The organism is Pectobacterium wasabiae CFBP 3304 (genome assembly GCF_001742185.1).
Classification (GTDB): domain Bacteria; phylum Pseudomonadota; class Gammaproteobacteria; order Enterobacterales; family Enterobacteriaceae; genus Pectobacterium; species Pectobacterium wasabiae.
The window spans coordinates 4401111-4424197 of the sequence record NZ_CP015750.1 but is presented as its reverse complement, the minus strand read 5'-3'; the positions used below and the strand labels follow the sequence as shown (position 1 = coordinate 4424197).

Annotated in this window: 16 protein-coding genes and 2 pseudogenes; 11 read left to right on the top strand and 7 right to left on the bottom strand. The window is 51.9% G+C overall.

Features of this window, described 5'->3' with window-relative positions; genetic code table 11:
* Positions 1-30: 30 nt before the first annotated feature.
* The gene (locus A7983_RS20140; RefSeq protein WP_005972267.1) at positions 31-651 is read left to right on the top strand and encodes a helix-turn-helix transcriptional regulator; all 621 of its coding nucleotides are present in this window, start codon (positions 31-33) and stop codon (positions 649-651) included.
* Between the two features lie 600 nt (positions 652-1251).
* Here A7983_RS20140 and A7983_RS20130 read toward each other — a convergent pair.
* A protein-coding gene (locus A7983_RS20130; RefSeq protein ID WP_086002473.1) for an IS3 family transposase occupies positions 1252-2363 on the bottom strand; the annotation gives its coding sequence in 2 pieces (ribosomal slippage) (positions 1252-2102 and positions 2102-2363; 1113 coding nt in all).
* A gap of 169 nt (positions 2364-2532) precedes the next feature.
* A pseudogene (locus A7983_RS20120) lies at positions 2533-3665 on the bottom strand (IS3 family transposase).
* 49 nt (positions 3666-3714) lie between these two features.
* On the opposite strand from A7983_RS20120, the pseudogene A7983_RS20110 reads away from it, so the two are divergent.
* Positions 3715-4266, top strand: a pseudogene (locus A7983_RS20110) (transposase); the annotation flags it as partial.
* 652 nt (positions 4267-4918) lie between these two features.
* Here the strand turns inward: A7983_RS20110 and A7983_RS20105 are convergent.
* The gene (locus tag A7983_RS20105) at positions 4919-5803 is read right to left on the bottom strand and encodes a hypothetical protein (RefSeq protein ID WP_005972248.1); all 885 of its coding nucleotides are present in this window, start codon (positions 5801-5803) and stop codon (positions 4919-4921) included.
* Between the two features lie 574 nt (positions 5804-6377).
* Here A7983_RS20105 and A7983_RS20100 point away from each other — a divergent pair.
* Positions 6378-6626, top strand: coding sequence for a GlsB/YeaQ/YmgE family stress response membrane protein (locus A7983_RS20100; RefSeq protein WP_005972245.1), 249 nt, complete (start codon positions 6378-6380; stop codon positions 6624-6626).
* A 102-nt stretch (positions 6627-6728) separates the two neighbouring features.
* On the opposite strand, the gene A7983_RS20095 is transcribed toward A7983_RS20100, so the two are convergent.
* Both A7983_RS20095 and pdxR read right to left on the bottom strand, forming a co-directional pair.
* Positions 6729-7823, bottom strand: coding sequence for an ABC transporter ATP-binding protein (locus tag A7983_RS20095; RefSeq protein ID WP_005972241.1), 1095 nt, complete (start codon positions 7821-7823; stop codon positions 6729-6731).
* 191 nt (positions 7824-8014) lie between these two features.
* Positions 8015-9508 carry a MocR-like pyridoxine biosynthesis transcription factor PdxR gene (pdxR, locus tag A7983_RS20090; RefSeq protein ID WP_005972236.1) on the bottom strand — a complete coding sequence of 498 codons (1494 nt, stop codon included), beginning with the start codon at positions 9506-9508 and terminating at the stop codon, positions 8015-8017.
* 138 nt (positions 9509-9646) lie between these two features.
* Here pdxR and A7983_RS20085 point away from each other — a divergent pair, with 138 nt between their 5' ends.
* The 8 genes from A7983_RS20085 (at position 9647) to A7983_RS20050 (ending at position 19797) form a co-directional block, all read left to right on the top strand.
* Positions 9647-10912: a 4-aminobutyrate--2-oxoglutarate transaminase gene (locus A7983_RS20085; RefSeq protein ID WP_005972233.1), complete on the top strand. Its 1266-nt coding sequence runs from the start codon at positions 9647-9649 to the stop codon at positions 10910-10912.
* Positions 10913-10922: 10 nt separating this feature from the next.
* Positions 10923-12413 (top strand): NAD-dependent succinate-semialdehyde dehydrogenase, encoded by a 1491-nt coding sequence (locus A7983_RS20080; protein WP_005972231.1) that lies wholly within the window; start codon positions 10923-10925, stop codon positions 12411-12413.
* A gap of 493 nt (positions 12414-12906) precedes the next feature.
* The gene (locus A7983_RS20075; protein ID WP_039478538.1) at positions 12907-13986 is read left to right on the top strand and encodes an ABC transporter substrate-binding protein; all 1080 of its coding nucleotides are present in this window, start codon (positions 12907-12909) and stop codon (positions 13984-13986) included.
* Between the two features lie 42 nt (positions 13987-14028).
* On the top strand, positions 14029-15297 hold the full coding sequence (locus tag A7983_RS20070; RefSeq protein WP_005972227.1) for an ABC transporter permease: 1269 nt from the start codon (positions 14029-14031) through the stop codon (positions 15295-15297).
* 36 nt (positions 15298-15333) lie between these two features.
* On the top strand, positions 15334-16152 hold the full coding sequence (locus A7983_RS20065; RefSeq protein ID WP_005972225.1) for an ABC transporter permease: 819 nt from the start codon (positions 15334-15336) through the stop codon (positions 16150-16152).
* Between the two features lie 495 nt (positions 16153-16647).
* Positions 16648-17382 carry an SDR family NAD(P)-dependent oxidoreductase gene (locus tag A7983_RS20060; RefSeq protein ID WP_005972223.1) on the top strand — a complete coding sequence of 245 codons (735 nt, stop codon included), beginning with the start codon at positions 16648-16650 and terminating at the stop codon, positions 17380-17382.
* A complete protein-coding gene (locus A7983_RS20055; RefSeq protein ID WP_005972221.1) occupies positions 17375-18496 on the top strand; it encodes a phosphotransferase in 1122 nt (373 codons plus the stop codon). Before A7983_RS20060 ends, A7983_RS20055 begins: the two co-directional genes overlap by 8 nt.
* The gene (locus A7983_RS20050) at positions 18496-19797 is read left to right on the top strand and encodes an aspartate aminotransferase family protein (RefSeq protein WP_039478593.1); all 1302 of its coding nucleotides are present in this window, start codon (positions 18496-18498) and stop codon (positions 19795-19797) included. Before A7983_RS20055 ends, A7983_RS20050 begins: the two co-directional genes overlap by 1 nt.
* Positions 19798-19830: 33 nt before the next feature.
* Here the strand turns inward: A7983_RS20050 and A7983_RS20045 are convergent, their stop codons facing one another.
* Both A7983_RS20045 and A7983_RS20040 read right to left on the bottom strand, forming a co-directional pair.
* Positions 19831-21318 carry a methyl-accepting chemotaxis protein gene (locus A7983_RS20045; protein ID WP_235778005.1) on the bottom strand — a complete coding sequence of 496 codons (1488 nt, stop codon included), beginning with the start codon at positions 21316-21318 and terminating at the stop codon, positions 19831-19833.
* A 331-nt stretch (positions 21319-21649) separates the two neighbouring features.
* Positions 21650-22957, bottom strand: coding sequence for an acid phosphatase (locus tag A7983_RS20040; RefSeq protein ID WP_005972213.1), 1308 nt, complete (start codon positions 22955-22957; stop codon positions 21650-21652).
* Positions 22958-23087 lie beyond the last annotated feature (130 nt).

Here is a 23087-nt window from a genome sequence, read left to right as displayed (position 1 = left end):
CTTGCGTCGATATTGGTATTGGAGAGGAATATGTCTGCATCTGGGGAAGGTCTGCTGCTGACGCAGTTAGATGCTATAGCGAAAGGGTTGAGTGAGACGTTCGCGCCATTCTGTGAAGTGGTCGTGCACGATCTGAAGAACCCGGAACACGCGATACTTTCCATTCACAATAACCTTTCCGGCAGGGAGGTGGGGGCGCCCGCGACGGAGCTGGGCCTTGCCCGCATCGCCTCCCCTGAATTTCCTAATATTTTGGCGAACTACGCCAACCAGTTTGCGGATGGGCGTCCGGTAAAAAGCACTTCGGTCGGCATCAAAAATGCGGAAGGCGACTATGTCGCCGCGCTGTGCCTGAATGTCGACATGACGCTCTTTCGCGGCATGCAGAATGCGCTGGCGCAGTTCACCCAGCTTGCTTCGGACTCCGTAACGGAGCATTTAGAGCCAAATGGTGCCGCGGCGATCAGACAACACATCGATCACTTCGCCGCCCGGCTTGCCACTACGCCACGAGCGCTAAAAGCGCAGGACAGAAAAATCCTGCTTCAGGAACTGAAAGACAGCGGCCTGCTGGAAGTCAAAAAATCCATGGAGACCATCGCACAACACCTCGGCGTATCACGGGCGTCGGTGTATTTGTATGCGAAGTAGGGGGGCGGGAGCTCAGGTTCAATTTTTATCTTTGGACATAGTTTGGCAAAATGGTCGCAAATAAAGAAAGATATGCGACCATTAAACGTTATTTAGCAGGTTTATAAATTGAGCCAATTGCTTCAATTATAGGGTCTTCCTGGCGCTTGGTGCTTCTGGCAGAGGCTAATACGATAGAAAAGATCTCTTCTTTAGTCGCAGTGATGCATTTCCCGCGTGGTGTTATGCGAGCAAGCTCTTCCTGTGTGTATTTTATACTGCCCATATGAATCGATCCAACTTTAACCTCATCAAAATCAATGTCATGACTATTTTTTGGTTAGAGGCTGAGCATAGGTTTTTTTTCTGTTAGTTGCCATTTTCACCCCCATTAAATTCGTTCTGATTGAATTCATTATCGCCTAAAAAACACTCACCTTCAACGTCGTCGTTTACTACCTGAATGTCTTCACGAAGCCACTGAAGAAGATTTTCTGAAGATCGCCACAGTATTGCTTTACTACCTCCCGTTATATCCTCAAATCCTTGTACAAGATAATAGTTAGCAACGCTGTCATTAATCGGTTCGATTAAGCGGACTAGATTGTAAGCAGACCCGTTTTAGTTCCACACACTTTTTGAGATTTCCGGTCTCTCAGCCATCAGCCGATATTCTTCCGGCGTCAGGTTATTCAGGGATTCATGAGGCCGCTCGCTGTTGTATTCCGTCACCCAGCGTTCCGTGATTTCCCGTGCTTCGTTCAACGTTCTGAACAGGTAAAAATCCAGGATTTCTGTCCGGTACGTCCGGTTAAACCGTTCAATAAAGGCGTTCTGCGTTGGCTTACCTGGCTTTATAAATTCCAGCGTCACACCGTGGTCTTCAGCCCATTGTGCCAGAGCCAGTGATATCAGTTCTGGCCCGTTATCCATCCGCATTTTCAGCGGATATCCGCGGTTTGCTACTATCCTGTCCAGCACCCGAACGACCCGCTGAGCCGGGATATTCAGGTCAATTTCTATCGCCAGAGCCTCGCGGTTAAAATCATCCACGACGTTGAAAGTCCGAAAATGTCGCCCACATGTCAGTGCATCGTGCATAAAATCAATCGACCAGCTCTGGTTGAGTGCTTCCGGCGTGGCCAACGGAGCCGGATTTCGCACCGGCAGACGTTGTTTACCCTTACGCCGAAAATTCAGTTTCAGCAGGCGGTAAATCCGGTGTACCCGCTTGTGATTCCAGACATGCCCCTGCCTGCGAAGCACCTGAAAAAGCTTCTTAAAGCCGTAGCGGGGATAGCGTTCAGCCAGTTCAGTCAAAGCCTGGATCACCGGTTCATCACGTCGCGTGTCCGGTTGATAGCGAAAAACCGTCCTGCTCAGCGATAACGTCCTGCATGCCTGGCGTATGCTCATCGTAAACTGCGCGGTCAGATAGCTGACGAGCTCACGTTTTATCGCTGGTTTTAAAGCTTTTTTTCGATGACGTCTTTCAGCGCCCGGCATTCCAGACTCAGGTCGGCAAACATCTGCTTCAGGCGACGATTTTCGTCCTCTAGGTCTTTCATCTTTTTGATATCAGAGGCTTCCATCCCACCAAACTTCGCTTTCCAGTTGTAGTACGAGGCTTCGGATATTCCCGCTTCGCGACAGACATCTTTGACTGTACGTCCAGCTTCGACGGACTTCAGAACGGCAATGATCTGGTGTTCGGTGAATCGGGTTTTGCGCATGGTGATCTCCTCAAAGGACATAGTCAGTATGTCGGAAGATCTCTAAAAGTGAATGGTCCGTTTTGCAGGGATGCTTACAAGATAACTGGTTGCGAGCTACATTCCTCTACCGTGCGCCGCTGGTTGCCTGCGGCAGGATTGATCTTACCCACGTAATGTGGACACGTCCCTAAGCGAGGGTCTGGTTTTCGAACTGTTCCGGGCTGAGGCCGCCGCAGGCACTGTGACGACGCCAGCGATTGTAATCACACTCTATATAATTAAACACCGTTGCCCGCATCATTTCACGGCTGGTAAAACGTTCTCCATGGATGCATTCCACCTTCAGCGAGTGGAAGAAGCTCTCCGCGCAGGCGTTATCAAAGCAGTTCCCTCTGGCACTCATGCTCCCGTGTAGATTATGCCGCTTCAGTAGGGCCTGATAGTCCGCTGAGCAGTATTGCCCGCCCCGATCCGTATGAACGATAACGTATTTTGGCCGCCTGCGCCGCCATAACGCCATCTGAAGCGCATCGCAGGCCAGGTTTGCCGTCATCCGCGATGACATCGACCAGCCGATGACAGCCCGCGACCAGAGGTCGATGACCACGGCCAGGTACAGCCAGCCTTCATCCGTACGTAAGTACGTGATGTCTCCCGACCACTTCTGGTTCGGGCCGCTGGCGTTAAAATCCTGCTTCAGCAGGTTTTCTGAGACCGGCAGACCGTGTTCACGGTAGCTGACCGGACTGAACCGGCGTGAAGCTTTTGCCCGCAGACCCTGACGCCGCAGGCTGGAGGCTATTGTTTTCACGTTGTATGTCAGGCCCTGCGCACGCAGCTCTTCTGCCAGGCGGGGTGCTCCGTAGCGCTGTTTAGCCCGGCTGAAGGCGTTACTGACCAGGCTGTCGCAGTCCTGCCGGAATCGCTGGCGTGCACTGATAACTGTGCAACGGCTCCGCCATGCATACCAGCCGCTGCGGGCCACACGCAGCACCCGACACATGGCTTTAATACTGAACTCAGCCTGATGGTTTTCGATGAAGACATACTTCATTTCAGGCGATTCGCGAAGTATGTCGCGGCCTTTTCAGCCAGCTGGCGTTTGAGGCGAGCAATCTCAGCGGCCTGTTCGCTCTCGCGCTCAGAGGACGTTGCCTGATTTTTCTGTTTGCTGCGCCAGTTGTAGAGCTGTGATTCGTACAGGCTGAGCTCGCGAGCTGCAGCGGCCACGCCGATATGTTCAGCAAGCTTGATGGCTTCCTGGCGGAACTCCGGCGTGTGTTGTTTACGGGGCTTTTTGGTCGCCGTTGGTTTTGTCATATGAGTCACCTCTGGTTAAGAGTTTACTCACTTAGTCTCGTGTCCACTATTACTGGGTAAGATCAGACTGGTCTGGCGCAGAGCCGCACCAACGCTGCGTATCCGTGACCCCAACCGGGCGGAAAAAATGGCAGCGATAAACGCGGCACTGGCTCGGTGTTGTGCAGAACATCCTGTTTTTTACGAAGATGAGGTGGATATCTATCTTAACCCCAAAATCGGTGCTGACTGGCAGTTGCGCGGTCAGCAAAAGCGGGTGGTCACACCCGGCCAGAATGAAAAATATTACCTTGCCGGTGCGCTAAACAGCGGCACCAGGCGGGTCAGCTATGTTGGCAGCAGCAGTAAAAGCTCGAAGTTGTTTATCAGCCTGTTGGTGCACCTGAGAGCGAGTTACCGGCGGGCTAAGACCATCACACCGATCGTGGATAACTACATCATTCATAAAAGCCATGAAACGCAGCGCTGGCTGGCACTGCATGAGACGATAACCCGAAACCATCAGTGCCGTTCTATGTGGCAACTACTGAAAAAGGTTCGCCATTTTATGAAAACAGCCAGTCCGTTCCCGGGCGGTCAACATGGTCTCGCAAAAGTGTAGCGGTATTAGGATCAGCTATTTAGGCGACTATCAGCTTCAACAAGAGCGCTGGCATCATTTTGTTAGCTTTCTTCTCACCCTGTACAGAAACAATATGTACTTGGAAAATCTGTTTTACCAGATTAATTCCGATAATTTGCTCCATGGGGCACCTCTTCATTTTGCTGTTGGTTTGCACTTGCAGCATGGTTCACTGAAGTCGATATACGGAGGAATCCATTTCATTAACGCAGAAAATTAAAACTTCCTTTACCACTGAAGATATTTTACTTTAAATCATTAAATATGAATTAATACCTTTTGATTAACATTTCACTAATTTTTTAAAAATAATTAATAAGCTATTAAACTATATTGTAATTATTAGCTACTTGCGTATTGCCTAATTTCTTATGAATGGGACTATTGGAAGCCAAGTTATGATGTGACGACATTTACATTAATTACCTATTTATTATCTGGTTGGTAACGCTTCTGAAGCGTATGCGAGAATCATGTTCGATACAATCCCAGCACTCAAAATTAATTCAGAACAGTTTTGTATACTCCAAAGCTCCATATACATAACTGCTCGGTTACATACATAGTAAAATGTCATCAAATCACAACTTGGCTCCCAATGGACTTTATTTATATATCTATGGAAATAATATCAAGAAGATGCTATTTTTAATTTCCTGTTCATCTCGAGTTTCATTTGAGCAACATGAAGTTTAATCAATTCATTCATTTTAATGAGAAGTTCAGCGTTACTTTCATCTAGCTTTTTATTGACAAGTTTTTGGAAACGCTCGGCAGATTCATACATGTCAATGCTAGACTCTTCAATCGCTTTAGTAGCATTTTTTTCGAAAACTTCAGAATTTTTAATTTTCAATGAATTGTTGATCTCAATCTGAAACTGAAGTGTTTTAGCAATATCCATCTTAGTTTGAGATATTTGTTCATCCAAAGAATATCTCACAGTAAAGAACATGGAATACTGTTGGATAAAATCGTTATGGAAGAACTGTTTTCTTGAATAAACAGACACTTCCATGCCAAAGAATAAATGTAAACCATATCCTAGAGGCAAGTCTCTAACTACTTGAGTTGAAGTGATAGAGTTTACTTCTTTAAAAGACTGCATAATGCCACAAACAAGAGAAATTGCTGTCTCTTCTATATTTGAAATACTAGATTTTATGGCTGGTTGATTTTCTTTTATTTTTTCAGCGGTTGCTGGATCTGGAGGGGTTTCATTCCCGCTTGGTAAATCTGATGCTCCTCCTCCAGAGATCGCCTTGCCAATCTCTCTAACTATATTAACTACATTATCCATGCTCCAAGTAGATGTGGTTTGCCAATCTTTTTTCGCATATGTAAGGACTGGCTTATTATTCCATTCGTTTTGTGAGTAATATTTTTCTACAGATGAATTAACTCCTTCTTTCAACTGTCTAAGTCTTTCATCTAACTCTTTATCTTTTTGCTCCAAAAACTCATTGAATTCTTTATTCTTTCTCGCTTCATTAGCTATAGTATTAGACCTTCCCATTTTAATCTCCCATTTTACAGTTAGAGTATTTCACTCGAATAAACAATAGTACTAAATTTATTTTTAGCAAACTATTACAATTGATTTCATGGAAGTGTGAATCGTGTAGCATTATTCGCTACTGTCAGCCAATAAGGCTGTTGGAGTCCGTTCCCGGGCGGTCAACATGGTCTCGCAAAAGTGTAGCGGTATTAGGATCAGCTATTTAGCGCGCTTACGCCAGCATCTAAGACATGTAGTGCATCTGGCATTTATCTTCCCAGTGTTGCGATCGATTCAATAATTTATCTGAATCGGATAAATACATTTAATGGATTGAGCATAAAGCATTTTATGGTTAATTGGATTTTTATTAATGAAGTTGAGATCGCCATCGGAGTTATTTTCCCATAGGCACTGTGACCCTGAATGTCTGTGAGCGAATTTTGTATTCCGCAGTACGTTATGCGCGGTGTTGCATCATGAAGCACCCCACCAACCACTTCCTCAATCCTCACCTATACTTGCTTAACTGCCCGACTTGCCAACGAGTTGCAAGCTGGGTGTGGTGAAAATGAAAACGCGAGGAGTAAGTATGGGTATTCTGTCCTGGATTATTTTTGGCTTGATTGCGGGGATTCTGGCTAAGTGGATTATGCCCGGTAAAGACGGCGGCGGATTTATCCTGACGGTGTTGCTTGGGATTGTCGGTGCGGTTGTGGGGGGCTACATCAGCGTTTTCTTTGGGTTCGGCCGAGTGGATGGCTTTAACTTCGGCAGTTTTGTGGTAGCGATTGTCGGCGCGATTGTCGTGCTGTGGGTGTACCGCAAGATTCGAGATTAATTCGGTATCCGTTGCCCCTGTTCAGGGGCAACGTGCTTTCTTTCTTATTTTCCTGTCTGGTGGTCTTTCCTACCTATCCTCGATGCCATTAGTGCGTGGCTATTAATGCGTGATGATGCTATCCAGCGCGCGCAGGTGTTCCGGCTGCCATGACAGGTTGACCTCAGTGCCAGCTTTCCAGTGCGGTTGAATCTCGCTGGCGGGGAGTTTCACCATAAACTGCGGCTGGCCTGCGACTTCCGTCATCATCCTGACGTGATCGCCCAGATAGATGAACTGCTGAATGCGGGCTTTGACATGCTGCATGGTGTCGTCGGTATGAGCTACGTTGACGTGAATACGTTCCGGGCGAATGCAGAGCGTGATTTTACGGCCCGGCGAACTAGGTCGAACTTTCAGCGCCCGCAGCGAGGTGCCATCGTCCAGCGTTGCCCGATAAAACGTGCCTTCGGCCTCGGCGCGCGTGGCAATAAGCGTATTGTTTTCGCCAATAAACTGCGCCACAAACGCATTTTCCGGTTTTTCGTAGATATCGCTCGGGCTGTCCATTTGCTGAATCACGCCGTCGTTAAACACGGCGACGCGGTTGGACATCGTCATCGCTTCGCTCTGATCATGGGTGACGTATACCACGGTTAATTCCAGCGACTGATGCAGCTCTTTGATTTCCAGTTGCATATGTTCGCGTAGTTGCTTATCCAGCGCACCCAGTGGTTCGTCCATCAGCACCAGTTTCGGTTCGAAGACCAGTGCGCGAGCCAGCGCCACACGCTGTTGCTGACCGCCGGACATCTGGGCGGGGTAGCGATCGGCCAGGCTGGTGAGCTTCACACGGTCTAATACCCGATCGACTTTCTCTTTGATATCGGCACGGTTCAGGCGGCGGATGGACAGCGGGAACGCCAGATTCTCCGCCACGGTCATGTGCGGAAATAGAGCGTAGTTCTGAAACACCATACCGATGTTGCGCTGGTGCGGCGGGAGATGGTGCAACGGCGCATCGCGCAGCAGGATTTCCCCCTGTGTGGGGGTTTCAAATCCGGCGAGCATCATCAAACTGGTGGATTTTCCCGATCCGGATGGCCCTAGCAGGGTCAGAAATTCACCTTCGCGGATATCCAGATTCAGGTTTTTGACGATCAGGCGGTCGCCGTCGTAGGTCTTTTGAACGTTCCTGAAACTGACATAATTTCTCATTTTTCACTCTCCGGCAGTCACTGTTATTCATAAGAATGCATAAACCATGCCGGATACTGAACGAACAGAAAACACCGCGCGGTAATGCGCTAAAACGCGGTTTATCATCACAACGGATGCGCAGTTATGGGGCGTGCAGGGGAAAATGGCACCGTAATGGTGCGAATTGGCTCGAATGAAAACGAGGGCTGTCAGACGTCTGAATGGTGGGTATCCAGTGCCTGAATACACGCCACAATCACAGCGAAAGCCTGCTCCATTTGAGGTTCTTCGACGCTGGCGTAGCCCAGCAATAAACCGCGCTGCGGCGTTGGTTGCAGGTAGTAGCTGGAAAGCGGTTTGACCATCACACCACGGCGCAGGATCGCGGCGCTCAGTACGACATCATCAACGTGGGGCGGTAGGCTGAGCAGCATATGTAGCCCCGCATTACTGCTATCCCCGACGTAATCCGCGCCCAGATGCTGTTCGATCAGCGACGTCAATAACGCGCGCCGTTTGGCATACAGCAAACGCATGCGGCGGATATGCGCGGCGTAGTGTCCTTCGCGGATAAACTGTGCGAGCGTAGCCTGTGTTAGCCAGTGCCCGCCGCGATAGAGTTCGGAATGCGCTGTCTTGAGCGACTGCGCCAGCAGCGGCGGCAGTACCATGTAACTGACGCGCAGGCCGGGGTAGAGCGTTTTGCTGAATGTGCCGATGTAAATCACCGGAGATTGTGTCTGTAGCCCTTGCAGTGCGGGGATCGGGCTGCCGGAAAAGCGGAACTCGCTGTCATAATCGTCTTCCACCACCCAGCAGTCGTGCTCTTGTGCCAGTGCCAGTAGCCGTTGACGACGCGCCAAACTCATCACCGCACCCAGCGGATATTGATGTGACGGTGTCACGCAAATCAAACGCGGCACGGTATCGGGCGAAAGTGTTTCCGGCGGTGCCAGACCCTGTTCATCGACATCGATAGGGGAAACGCGCAGGCCGTTAATCGTCAGGACATTGCGGATCCCCCAATAGCAAGGATCTTCAATCCATGCTAAATCGCCGGGGTTGCACAGCATTTTAGCCAGCAAATCCATCGCCTGATGGGTGCCTTCGGTAATCAGAACCTGTTCCGGCGTACACTCGACGGAACGGGCGACGCGCAGGTAATCCACCAGCGCCAACTGGAGTTCAGGACAGCCGCCAATCGGCGAGTAAGACAGTTGCTCAGGACGAACGCGCCGTGTCAGGCGCGTCTGAATACGCCGCCATAAATCATGCGGGAAGCTGGCGATATCGGGGATACCGGGCATAAATGCTCCCCATTGGCGAATGGAAGCCCCGGCATAACCCAGCAGATGCATACCGCGACGCGAAAGCTCATGTGTAGGCTCGCGTATTTCCCCCGCATTACTGCTGTTCACTGGCAGCATATTGCCATCGGGTAACTGTTCCGTGACGAAGGTTCCACTCCCTTTGCGTGTTTCAATATAGCCTTCCGCCAGGAGTTGTTCATAAGCCGTCAGCACCGTATTGCGTGACAGCGACAACTGCTGCGCCAGATCGCGTGACGACGGCAGGCGATCGCCAGCGGTAATGGCACCATCGAGAATTGCCAGTCGGATACTGTCGTACAAACGCTTGTTCAGCGCACCGTCCTGTTGGTTGGCTAAACGCTGAAGCAATAAGTCGGTCAGAAGTGAGCGCAAAAGTGGATCCTTCAAATATTCAAAACTGGCACTGGATTATAGAACCATCTCGCGTCTAAATAACATCATCATCTTGCAACTAGACTAGTAGTCATCATCCAACGACTAACCGATGTGTTTAGGATACCGGAGCCGATCATGAAGAATAGCGAACTGAATCAACGCCGTCTGGCTGCCACGCCGCGTGGAGTGGGCGTCATGTGTGATTTCTATGCTGAGCGTGCGGAAAACAGCACCCTGTGGGATGTTGAAGGACGAGAGTTTATCGATTTCGCCGCTGGGATTGCGGTACTGAACACCGGGCATCGTCACCCGAAAATTGTCGCTGCGGTGCGCGAACAGTTGGAGCGTTTTACCCATACGGCTTATCAGATAGTGCCTTACGGCAGCTATGTCACGTTGGCTGAGCGTATTAACGCGCTGGCACCGATTCAAGGCGCGGCAAAAACCACGTTCTTTACCACCGGAGCCGAAGCGGTGGAAAACGCGGTGAAAATTGCTCGCGCTTACACCAAACGCCCCGGTGTGATCGCCTTCAATGCTGCGTTTCACGGCCGCACGCTGCTGACTATGACGCTGACGGGCAAAGTGGCACCGTATTCCACGGGGTTTGGCCCGTTCCCCGGTTCCATTTTTCACGCGCTTTACCCGAATGAAAAGAGTGGTATCACCGTTGAACAGGCACTGGAAAGCGTCGAACGTCTGATGCATACCGATATCGCCGCCGATCAGGTCGCCGCGATTCTGCTGGAACCGGTACAGGGCGAAGGTGGATTCCACGTCGCGCCACCTGCCTTTATCAGCGGGCTGCGCAAGCTGTGTGATGAGCATGGCATTCTGTTGATTGCCGATGAGGTGCAGACTGGCTTTGCCCGTACCGGTAAGCTGTTTGCGATGGAGTATTACGCAGAGAAAGCAGATCTGATCACTATGGCGAAAAGCCTGGGTGGTGGTTTTCCGATCTCTGGCGTGGTCGGTCGTGCTGAGGTGATGGATGCGCCATCGCCGGGCGGGTTGGGCGGCACCTATGCGGGTAACCCGCTGTCGGTCGCGTCGGCGCTGGCGGTATTGGATGTGATTGAAGAAGAAAAATTATGCCAACGGGCGCTGCGATTGGGTGCCGCGCTGGTCGAAACGCTGGAGAACGTCAAAGCGCAGTGTCCGGCACTGGTGGCGATTCGTGCACAAGGATCGATGGTCGCGGCTGAATTTAGCGATCCGAATACGGGTAAACCCTCAGCAGAGATTACCCGCCAATTTCAGAAAAGCGCGTTAGAGGCGGGCTTACTGCTGCTGACCTGCGGTGTGCATGGCAACGTGATTCGTTTCCTGTATCCGCTGACGGTTCCTGATGAGCAGTTCAGCAAGGCGATGAACATCCTGACGCGCGTATTAACACGATAGAAGAGAAGCTATGCAACTGAAACCCTCTACTTCAGTGAAAACCGCTATTTCACTGAAACAAAAAACATTATTCCGTCAACATTGCCTGATTGACGGCGAGTGGCAGGATAGCCAAAACGGTGAACGCCTGAATGTCACCAATCCGGCGACAGGTGAGGTGCTGGGTACGGTGCCACTCGTGACGGTGTCACAAACCGAGCAGGCGATTGTTGCTGCGGAACGGGCGTTGGCTGAGTGGCGTAAGAAGACGGGAAAAGAACGAGCCGCGCTGTTGCAGGCGTGGGCGCGTCTGATTATGGACAATCAGGACGATCTGGCTGCGTTACTGACGGCGGAACAGGGAAAACCGCTGGCGGAAGCGCGCGGCGAAATTGCCTATGCCACCAGTTTTATCGACTGGTTTGCGGAAGAAGCCAAACGTATTGAAGGCAGTGTGCTGCAATCGCCGCAGGGGCAGCAGCGCTTGATGGTGATTAAGCAACCCATCGGCGTGTGTGCCGCCATTACGCCGTGGAATTTCCCGGCAGCGATGATCACCCGTAAAGTCGGTCCCGCGTTGGCGGCGGGCTGCACGATGATCGTTAAACCTGCGGAGCAGACGCCGTTTACCGCGTTGGCGCTGGCTGAACTGGCGCAGCAGGCGGGTATTCCGCGCGGCGTGTTGCAGGTGATTGTCGGCGATGCACAGTCCGTCGGTAAGGTGTTGTGCGATAGCTCAGTGGTGCGCAAGCTGAGCTTCACCGGCTCCACGGAAGTCGGTCGTATCCTGATGGCGCAGAGTGCGCCGACGGTGAAAAAACTGTCGTTGGAGTTGGGCGGTAATGCGCCGTTTATCGTGTTCGATGATGCCGATGTGGATCAGGCGGTGAAAGGCATTCTGGCCTCCAAGTTCCGTAACAGCGGGCAGACCTGCGTCTGTGCTAACCGAATCTATGTGCAGAACGGGATTTACCCAACGCTGGTAGAACGGTTGATCGAGGAAGTGAGTAAGTTAAACGTGGGCGACGGTACGCAGCCGGGTGTCACACAGGGGCCGCTGATTGATGCCGATGCGGTTAGCAAAGTCGAGCAGCACATTGCCGATGCGTTATCACACGGGGCGACGCTACTGCTGGGCGGCAAGCGCCACGAGCGAGGTGGCACATTCTTCACGCCAAGCATTATCGGTGATGTGACCCGCGAGATGCGTTTCGCCCGTGAAGAGACGTTCGGGCCAGTGGCACCGCTGTTCCGCTTCAGCGATGAAGCCGAGGTGATTGCGATGGCGAACGATACCGAGTTTGGGCTGGCTGCCTATATCTACACGCGCGATGCGGTGCGTCAGTGGACGGTGCCGGAAGCGCTGGATTACGGCATGGTTGGCATCAATACCGGGCTGATTTCGAATGAAGTTGCGCCGTTTGGCGGAGTGAAGCAGTCCGGGCTGGGACGTGAAGGGTCACGTTTCGGTATCGAAGACTATCTGGAAATGAAATACCTTTGCGTCGATCTTTCCCGATAAGGTTTTCATCCCGATAGTCGGTAAGAAGCGTGTGTCGGCAGTCAATGTCGGCTCGCGTGCGACAGACGCGCAATGCGTCTGGGTGGTGCAAGGCAAGATGGGCTTGCACCACGACATGGCAAAAATGGCGAAATACAACAGGGGCAAAACGCTGACCGTACAGCCTTGTTGTTTCTCATCACCGTTCCCGCCGCCGCTTTAGTAAAACATCAATAAAATTTCTGCATTGGCACAGTTTATGCTCCTATCTTTTTGCATAATTATGCTGATACATGATGCATCAAAAGTGCAGCGCACGAAAATAGAGTATGCAAAATAGTGATACGCATTTGACCGTTACGTTGACTACCACTCCAGGAGCGAAACTATGTCTATATTCAAACCCATGTCTATATTCAAACCCATGTCTATATTCAAACCCATGTCTATATTCAAACCCATGTCTATATTCAAACCCATGTCTATATTCAAGCCCATATCTATATTCACGCCTATGTCCAAACTTAGCAGCAACGCCAAAACGAAAGGTCTCTTCAATCGTCCGGTACTGAAGAGAATAGCGGCCACGGTTTTCCTGGTGACGATGGCCTGTCAGGCGCAGGCGGAATCTGTCACGGTGATCTCATTTGGCGGTTTGAACAAAGATGCGCAGGATAAGGCGTTTTACAAACCATTCGCTGCGGCGGGCAAAGGTACGGTAGAAGCCGGTGAGTACAACGGTGAAATGGCACGTATTCGGGCAATGGTAGAAACCGGGCAGGTAGGTTGGGACGTCGTGGAAGTCGAGGGCCCTGAATTGATGCGTGGCTGTAGCGAAGGCCTGTTCGAACCGCTGGACTGGTCAAAATTGGGCGATCAATCTCAGTTTGTCAAAGGTGCGGTCACTGAATGCGGCGCGGGGATCTTCCTGTGGTCAACGGTATTGACGTATAACGCGCAAAAACTCAAGCAAGCACCAAAGAGCTGGGCCGATTTCTGGAATGTGAAAGATTACCCCGGCAAGCGCGCACTGCGTAAAAGCGCCAAATTCACCTTGGAAATTGCGCTGCTGGCCGATGGCGTGAAGCGTGACGATCTCTACACGGTGCTGGCGACGCCAGAGGGTGTCGATCGCGCGTTTAAGAAACTGAGTCAGCTCAAATCGAATATTCAGTGGTGGGAGTCTGGCGCACAACCGCTGCAATGGCTGGTATCCGGCGATGTGGTAATGACCTCTGCCTATAATGGTCGCGTCGCAGCGGCGCAGAAAGAAGGGCATGACTTCAAGATTGTCTGGGCCGACAGTATTTACGATCTGGATAGCTGGGCGATCGTCAAAGGCTCCAAACACAAAGCGCTGGCGGAGCAGTTTATTGCCTTTGCTAACCAACCGGAAAACCAGAAGGTGTTCGCCGAGAACATTCCTTATGGCCCGACACACATTAAGACCACCAGCCTGCTGACTCCGGCTGTTGCTGCCAATCTACCAACTGCCCCAGATAATCTGGCACAGGCCTTGCAAGTAGACACAGAGTTTTGGATCGACCACGGTGAAGAGCTGGAACAACGCTTTAACGCCTGGGCCGCCCAATAAGGCCGCAGTGATTTACCGCACGTGATGATGGAGAAAGTGCCTATGTCCCAGAGCGAAATCGTCGCCTCTGCACCGCCTGGCGGGAGCGAGGGAAATGCGACACTGAAACAGCAACTGTGGATCGCGCAGAAAGCCTATAAGAAACGTTCTCTGCTGCTGATTGCACCGCTGTTTCTGTTTATCGTGGTGAGTTTTTTGTTCCCGATCACCTCGATTTTGGGGAAAAGCGTCTCCAATCCGGAATTGCGCGACAACATGCCGCAGACCATTGCCGCGATGCGGCTTTGGCCGGGCAACGATGTACCGGATGAGGCGGTATTTCGGGCGCTGGTCGGCGATCTGCGCGATGCCCGCAGCAGCGGCAAACTGAGCACGATCGCCAAACGGTTGGGGTATGAAGGGGCGGAATATCGCACGTTGATTACCCGCACATTGCGTAAGCTGCCCGCGGAGGGCAGCAGCGACATGCGTGATCAACTGATACGTGAACAGCCGATGTGGGGATCGTTGTCTACCTGGCAAACGTTCGATCGCGCCGCACGACCTTTCACCAGCTATTACCTATTGGCGGTGTTTGACCATAAAGTCGATGCTACTACCCAACAAATCGTCCCGCAGCCTGCCGATCAGTCACTGTATGTGGACGTGCTGCTGCGTACATTGCTGATGGCGGGTGTGGTGACGCTGCTGTGCGTGGGGCTAGGGTATCCGCTGGCGTACTGGCTGGCAAAACAGCCGTCTAATCGCGCCAACCTGTTGTTGATTTTGGTCTTGCTGCCGTTCTGGACATCGCTGATTGTGCGGACGGCAAGCTGGATTGTGTTGTTACAGTCCGGTGGATTGATCAACCGTTCGCTGATTAGCATTGGCATTATCGACGAACCGCTGGTACTGGTGTTCAACCGCATCGGTGTCTATATCTCGATGACCCATATCTTACTGCCGTTCTTCATTTTGCCTTTATACGCGGTGATGAAAGGCATATCCCCGAACTATGTGCGTGCGGCGATCTCGCTGGGTGCGCATCCGTTTATCGCGTTTTGGCGGGTTTACGTGCCACAAACGTATGCGGGCGTGACGGCGGGGGCGTTGTTGGTCTTCATGATGGCGATTGGCTACTACATTACGCCTGCACTGTTGGGCGGACCAAGTGACCAGATGCTGAGCTACTTTGTTGCGTTTTTCACTAATACCACCATGAACTGGGGAATGGCGGCGGCATTAGGTACGCAGTTGCTGATCATCGTGACGCTGTTGTACGTGGTGTACATCCGTGTGACGCGCACCAATGCGGAAGCGGCAGCGCATTAAGTACGATATCCATAACCTTATTCTGGGAGATAACAAATGAGACAGCAGGGTGAAGTGGGTATCCGTCTGTGGAATACGTTCTTTAATTTCTACGGGGCGGCGATGCTGTTGTTTTTAATCGTCCCGGTGTTGGTGATTGTTCCGCTCTCGTTTAATGCGGGGTCATTTCTGAGCTATCCGTTGACGGGATTTTCTCTGCGCTGGTATCGTGAGTTTTTCAACTCTAGCGAGTGGCTGGGGGCGCTGGGTAACAGTTTGCTGATTGCACCGCTGGCGACGCTGTTGGCAACGGTGCTCGGCGTATTAGCGTCAGTCGGACTGGTGCGCGGTGAGTTTCGTGGCAAATCGCTGGTGATGGCGGTACTGATTTCACCAATGATTGCGCCGGTGGTGATTGTCGCGGTCGGGATGTTTTTCTTCTTCGCCAAACTGTCGCTGCTGAATAGCTATGTAGGGCTGGTATTGGCCCATGCGATGCTAGGCGTGCCGTTCGTCGTGATTACGGTCACGGCGGTACTGAAGAACTACGATCACAACCTGACGCGCGCGGCTGCCAGCTTGGGCGCGTCGCCGCTGCTGGCTTTTCGCAAGGTGACGTTTCCGCTGATTGCGCCGGGGGTATTCTCTGGAGCGCTCTTTGCCTTCGCGACGTCGTTTGATGAAGTGATCGTCACGCTATTTCTTGCCAGCCCGCGTCAGCGCACGCTGCCGCTACAGATGTTTGCCGGCATCCGTGAAAACCTCGACCCAACGATAGCCGCCGCCGCGACGATGATGGTCGGTGCTGCGCTTGTATTGCTGATCGTAATGGAGATCCTACGCCGCCGTTCGGAGCGTCTACGGAGTGGGGGCTAGTCAGCGTTTGAGTTATATTTCGCGTGTATTGATATCTTATTTCAGTCTCTTACACACAAATGCCGCAGTTTATGATGGTTTTACTGTTATCTGGCGTAGGAAATTATGCAGCGGTGGGCGTGAGCACCGAGTGAGCGGCATGGATGCCGCGAAAGCCTGTGCCGCGTAGGGAACGCGTCACTGGCGGCTCGAATGGTGCTCATGAACACCGATGGTACCGCGAAGCGGCATAATTTAGCCGGAAGCCAGGGGTCACAGGGCGACGGCAATTGAGCCGCCCTGTGTCGGGCGCGTGCTACGAGGTAGCATGAAATGACAGTACTGTGGCGCACGAAACCTCCACACTAGTGTGCATATAGTGGTGAAAGGGAAAGAACGGTTTTTTCGCTGAAATTTTCTTCAGCTTTTTTTTAAACCAAATTTATGATGCATCAAACACCAATTTGATGTGTGTTGTGTAAAAAATTATTGTGTAAAAGGCTCAGGAGGTTCGGTATGACAGCGCAAAAAACGTTATTGCTGACCGGTGCTAGCCGGGGAATCGGGCATGCGACCGTTAAGCATTTCCACGCGGCAGGGTGGCGGATCTTTACCGCTTCACGTCAGAACTGGGCAGAAGAGTGCCCGTGGGCGGAAAAGCTGCTCAATCATATTCATCTCGATTTGGAAGATATCGATGGCCTGCAACAGACGCTGCCGCTGATTAAGGAAAAACTGGGCGGGCGGTTGGATGCGCTGGTCGATAACGCGGGGATTTCGCCAAAAGGGGAAGGCGGGCAACGTCTTGGCATACGCGACACGGACTATGCCACCTGGCTGCGCGTTTTCAACGTCAACCTATTCTCCAGCGCACTGCTGGCAAACGGTTTATTCGATGAACTTAAGGCATCACAGGGATGCATCATCAATGTGACCTCGATTGCCGGCTCGCGTGTGCATCCCTTTGCCGGCGTTGCCTATGCTACCTCAAAAGCGGCGCTATCTGCGTTGACGCGAGAAATGGCGTTTGATTTTGGTCCGCACGGCGTTCGCGTCAATGCCATTGCGCCGGGAGAAATTGAAACCTCGATTCTGTCGCCCGGTACGGATGACATTATTGCGCGACAGGTGCCGATGCAGCGCTTAGGTAAACCCGAAGAAGTGGCTAGTTTGATCTATTTTCTCTGCACCTCCGGTGCCTCTTATGTCAACGGCGCGGAAATTCACGTTAATGGAGGGCAGCATGTCTGACGGACAACTCACCGCGCTTTTTCCGACATTCCCGCATTCGGCGTCCAACCAGCCGGTATTTGCCGAGGCTCCACCGCACGACGATGAATTAATGACGCAGGCCGTACCGCAGGTTTCCTGCCAGCAGGCGTTGGTGATTGCGCAGCAAGAATATGGCTTGTCCGGGCAGATGTCGTTGCTTCAGGGTGAGCGTGATGTGAATTTCTGTTTGACGGTCACGCCGGACGAACGCTACATGTTGAAAGTCATTAACGCGGCAGAACCTGCCGACGTCAGTGATTTCCAAACGTCCTTATTGTTGCATCTGGCTAGTCATGCGCCTGAACTGCCCGTACCGCGTATCAGGCCGACACAAGAAGGTCTGTCGGAGGCATGTGTTGACATTGATGGCGTACCGCTGCGGGTGCGGCTGGTGAGTTATCTGCCTGGGAGGCCGCAGCATTTGGTTTTACCCTCGCTCACCTTGATGCAGCAACTGGGCGATACACTGGCGCAGTTGGATCATGCACTTCATGGCTTTACGCATCAGGCGGCAAATCGTTCGCTGCTGTGGGATATCAGCCGCGCGGATCAGGTGCGCCCTTATCTCGATTTTGTTGCTGAGCGGCAGCAGTATCAGCATCTCCTGCGTATTTTTGACCATTATGACCACCACGTTGCCCCTAAGTTGGCGACGCTGCGTCATCAGGTCATTCATAACGATCTGAACCCGCATAATGTGCTGGTGAGCGATTCGTCGCCGACGCGGGTTACCGGCATTATCGATTTTGGCGATGCGGTGCTCGCCCCGTTAATCTGCGACGTGGCAACCGCGCTGGCGTACCAGATCGGTGAGGGACAGGATCTGTTGGAACATGTGGTGCCGTTTGTTGCGGCCTACCACCACCGTATGCCCTTAACACGGGAGGAGATCGCGCTGCTGCCCGATCTGATTGCAACCCGTATGGCGCTGACGCTAACCATTGCGCAGTGGCGTGCATCACGCTACCCCGACAATCGAGAGTATCTGCTGCGTAATGTACCGCGCAGTTGGCACAGCTTACAGCGCATGGTGACCTATTCCCATACGCAGTTTGTGACTCGCCTACAGCAGGTTTGTACGGAGAAAGCATGATGAATCAGAGAAAATCCACGACTGAAATGACAACAGCCGAAGCGTTACTGGCGCGTCGTCAGCGGGTGCTGGGCAGCGGTTATCGCCTGTTTTATGAAGAACCGCTGCACGTTACGCGCGGCGAGGGCGTATGGCTGTTCGATCATCAGGGAAAACGTTATCTGGATGTTTATAACAATGTGGCCTCGGTCGGGCATTGCCATCCGGCGGTAGTTGAGGCGATGGCGCGCCAGAGCGCACAGCTCAATACTCACACGCGTTATTTGCACCCTGCGATTGTCGATTTTGCCGAAGATTTGCTGAGCGAGTTTCCCGCCGAACTGAATAACGTGATGCTGACCTGTACTGGCAGTGAAGCTAACGATCTGGCGCTGCGCATCGCCCGACATGTTACGGGTGGCACGGGCGTCTTGGTGACACGCTGGGCGTATCACGGCGTAACCAGTGCGCTGGCGGAGCTGTCACCGTCGCTGGGGAATGGCGTGGCGCGTGGTAGTCATGTGAAATTGATCGATGCGCCGGATACCTATCGTCAGCCCGGCGCATTTCTTACCAGCATTCGTGAGGCGCTGGCGCAGATGCAGCAGGAAGGCATTCGTCCTGCCGCGCTACTGGTGGATACCATTTTTTCCAGCGATGGCGTGTTCTGTGCGCCGGAAGGTGAAATGGCGCAGGCGGCGGCACTAATTCGTCAAGCGGGCGGGCTGTTTATTGCGGATGAAGTCCAGCCGGGTTTTGGTCGCACCGGGGAATCACTGTGGGGCTTTGCGCGTCACGGCGTCATCCCAGATTTGGTGAGTCTGGGGAAACCGATGGGTAACGGACATCCCATCGCTGGATTAGTAGGGCGCTCCTCGCTGTTCGATGCCTTCGGGCGAGATATGCGTTATTTCAATACCTTCGGTGGCAATCCGGTGTCCTGTCTGGCGGCGCATGCGGTGCTGCGAGTGATTCGGGAAGAGCAGCTACAGCAGAATGCCCTGCGGGTCGGCGCTTATTTGCGCCAAGGGTTGCAGCAGTTGGCGCAGCATTTCCCACTGATTGGCGATATTCGGGCTTACGGTCTGTTTATCGGCGTGGAGTTGGTCAACGATCGTGAAAGCAAATCTCCGGCAACGGAATCTGCGTTGTGGGTGGTGAACGCGATGCGTCAACGCGGTGTGCTTATCAGTGCGACAGGACCTGCGGCGAACGTGCTAAAAATTCGCCCGCCGTTGGTGTTTCTGGAAGAGCACGCCGATATGTTCTTAACCACGTTGAGCGATGTATTAGCGGCCATCGACGCCCCCGCGCGAGGGTGAACGATTGCGCGGGGGCAGCGAACAGGAGGGGGCTTAGATACGGAATGCGGCAACCGCATGGCTGAGCTCACCCGCCCGCTCGGACAGCGAACCTGCGGCAGCGGCGGCTTCGTTAACCAATGCGGCGTTCTGCTGCGTGACCGTTTCCATCTGTGAAATGGCGGTATTGATCTGCCCAATGCCCAGACTTTGTTCATTGCTGGCAGTGGAAATTTCGGTCACGAGCGATGCCACGCGTTTTATGTCTTCCACCACGCTCTGAATCGTACTGCCCGCGTCAATGACAATAGTGTGGCCAAGGTTCGCCTGTTCGACGGACGTCCCGATCAGGTTTTTAATCTCTTTGGCCGCGTTTGCACTGCGTTGCGCCAGCGTGCGGACTTCACCTGCGACGACCGCAAAGCCTCGTCCCTGTTCTCCCGCGCGAGCGGCTTCCACGGCAGCGTTTAACGCGAGGATATTGGTTTGAAACGCGATTCCGTCGATCACACTGATGATGTTGGTGATTTTATCTGCGGATGACACCATCAACTGCATCGCTGATGTTACATCGCCCATCATCTTGCCCCCATCGACAGCGCGCTGTGAGGCGGTTGTTGCCAACTGGCTGGCGTGAGCGGCATGCGTAGCATTCTGTTTGACGGAGGAGGTCATCTGTTCCATTGACGCCGCCGTCTCTTCCAGTGAACTGGCCTGTTGCTCGGTTCGAGAGGAAAGATCGATATTACCGCTGCTGATCTGGCTGGATGCGGTCGCGATAATATCGGCGTTACTGTGTACGCGCTCTACGATATCCGTCAGATTTAGCACCATTTCTCGCAGTGCGGTTTGTAACTGTCCCATTTCATCGCGCGAGGTAATGGCGATGCGGTGTGTCAGATCGCCGCTGGCTACTTTTCTTGCTAACTCCACGGCATTTTTTATCGGCACGGCAATCGACATAATCAAGCGCCAGCCTGATAACGCAACGATAACGATTCCCGCCAGAAGGATAATTACTACGGAAGATAATATATTATTGAAACTGCTTTGTGATTCGGAATAGAGTTCTTGACCAACATCAGATTGTAATTTAATCAGTTGGTCGGCAATTTTTTGCAGGGGTTCATATTCGCTTTTTAATGTGTGATTGATAATATATTCTAATGCATCAGTGTCATTTTTCTGTATTGCATTAATGGCGGGAATAACGGCTTTTTCATTGTATTTTTTATATAAAACGGCGAACTGTTCTTCTAAGGTTTTTTCTTCGCCGGTTAAATAGGTTTTACTGTATAAGTCCCATTGCGCATCATAAATTTTTTGTGCTTCTGCGATGTGCGCCAGTCCTGCCCTGACGTTGTCTGGTTGTGAGAGATCAACGCTGGCAATTTCAAACATCACGCTATTCACCTGCCGAGTTATATTATCCAAATAGCCCAGCGCGATCAGTCGATCCTGATACAGCGTTTTCATCGATTGATTGGTATTATTCATGCCAAACAAGCCGGTAGCAGAAACAGCCAAAAGCAATAATGCCATTAACAACATAACCGAAATTAATTTAAGTTTGATGCTCATAAGTACCTCTAAATTACTCCCAGATAAGGAGCGGTATTCTTATATCGACGGGAAAAAGAGAAGGTTTATATTGAGATTAACTAAAATTTAAAAATGGCATGAGAGGGCTTGTGATAGCAGTAATTTACATTGGTTTACAAACTGATCGCTATTCTATGCTGACTGATTGGTAATAATTAAAACATTATCCTGGCCGGAAAGTTACCGTTACAGCCAAATGATGGAAATAATCGTTATCCTTAATGATAATCCTCTTCCCCGCGTGCGAAAACGCGGAAGAAGAGGGTAACCATCAACGATGTTGAGCCAACTTCACGGCATCATGAAGATTAAGGCGCTGCCAGAAATTCTGTGCGCCTTTATCACCTGGTTCACCGGAGAGTGGGTAGCCATCGGCCAGTGCGGTTTTCACCATCAGGTTTCTACGTTGTGCGACGGAGAGTTGTGGCAATACAGCGTCGAGCAGGACTTCGGCACCCTCGGGAACGCTAACCACAGACGTCGCGTCAGGCTGAGCAGGCAGCCCATACGTCATGGTATAGCGATAAAACGTTTTCATTTCCGGTGCAGCGTAAGGGTCGTCCTGTGGCGAATTTTTAGCGCAGTCGCTCAACGTGGTGCCACAGGCTTTCTCTAACGCACTGCGTAACTCGGCTTTGGCCTGTTCAAACAGCCGACGATACTGCGGATCGTTGAGATAATGTGCCACATTGCGTTCGGCAATCATTCGTGAACCCATCACGTCCAATGGATAATGGACGCCCAACACGACGCGCGAGTAGCCATAGCGCGCACCGCGATCGATCAGCGGGACAAAACGTTCAGGGATCATTTCCGCTAGCAGTAGGGCATCAGTGTAACCCGTGTTGGTATGCCCGCTCGGAAATGCGCCACCGGTTGCGGTATACGGCTTGTTATCGCCGATCACCGCGGTATCCGGCACCAGATGAATGGTGTTATTTGGCTGTAGAAAAGGGCGAGGATAGTTGAAGTGTAGCTTGGCCGCAGACGTGCTGACGGCGGATAGCTTGAGCAACACGGCGGCCTTACGAATTTCACCGCGATCGTAGGCGGTGATAAACACCTTCCCCAGTCGTGGGCCCAATGCATCCGCCAGATAGTAGAGATATCCCTGCCCCTCAGCATCCACCAGCGCCTGTTCGCGCTGACCCGTCGTGGCTTCACGATTAATGCGTGTCACGATAGCGGTGTTTTGCTGCAACACATCAGTAGAAAGGTGTGAGAAGGATTCCAGTAACGCAATGCCTGCCTGCTGGTTGGCTTTTACTGCGAAGTCATAGCCGCTGTTGTGGAGCCACTCGATGTCTGCCTGTTGTGATGTTTCTTGTGCCTGTTCCAGTTGCGCACGGGTGAGTTGTGGGGCATCTCCCTGTATCGCCTTGCGTAGTGCGGCCTGAATGGATTGATCCAGTTCTATGACGCGAGGACGGCTACTGGCCTGTGTGGTGGTATCGACAATAGCGCTGATAGTCGAATTCTCCGACTGAGGTGGGGCTGCAAACCCTGAAAGCGGTAGTAGGAAAAGACTGGCAATCGGTAATGTTCCGATAGTAGCGAACAGAATTGGGCGATAACGCATGATGGCATCCTTAATGGGGAGGATAAACGTTGGTTGGTGCAGGATCAGGCTAGATGCAGATTGTGATAGTAATGTTTCAGGATATATTTTGAGATACTTATCAACGAATTATCATGCTTTGTTATGTTTT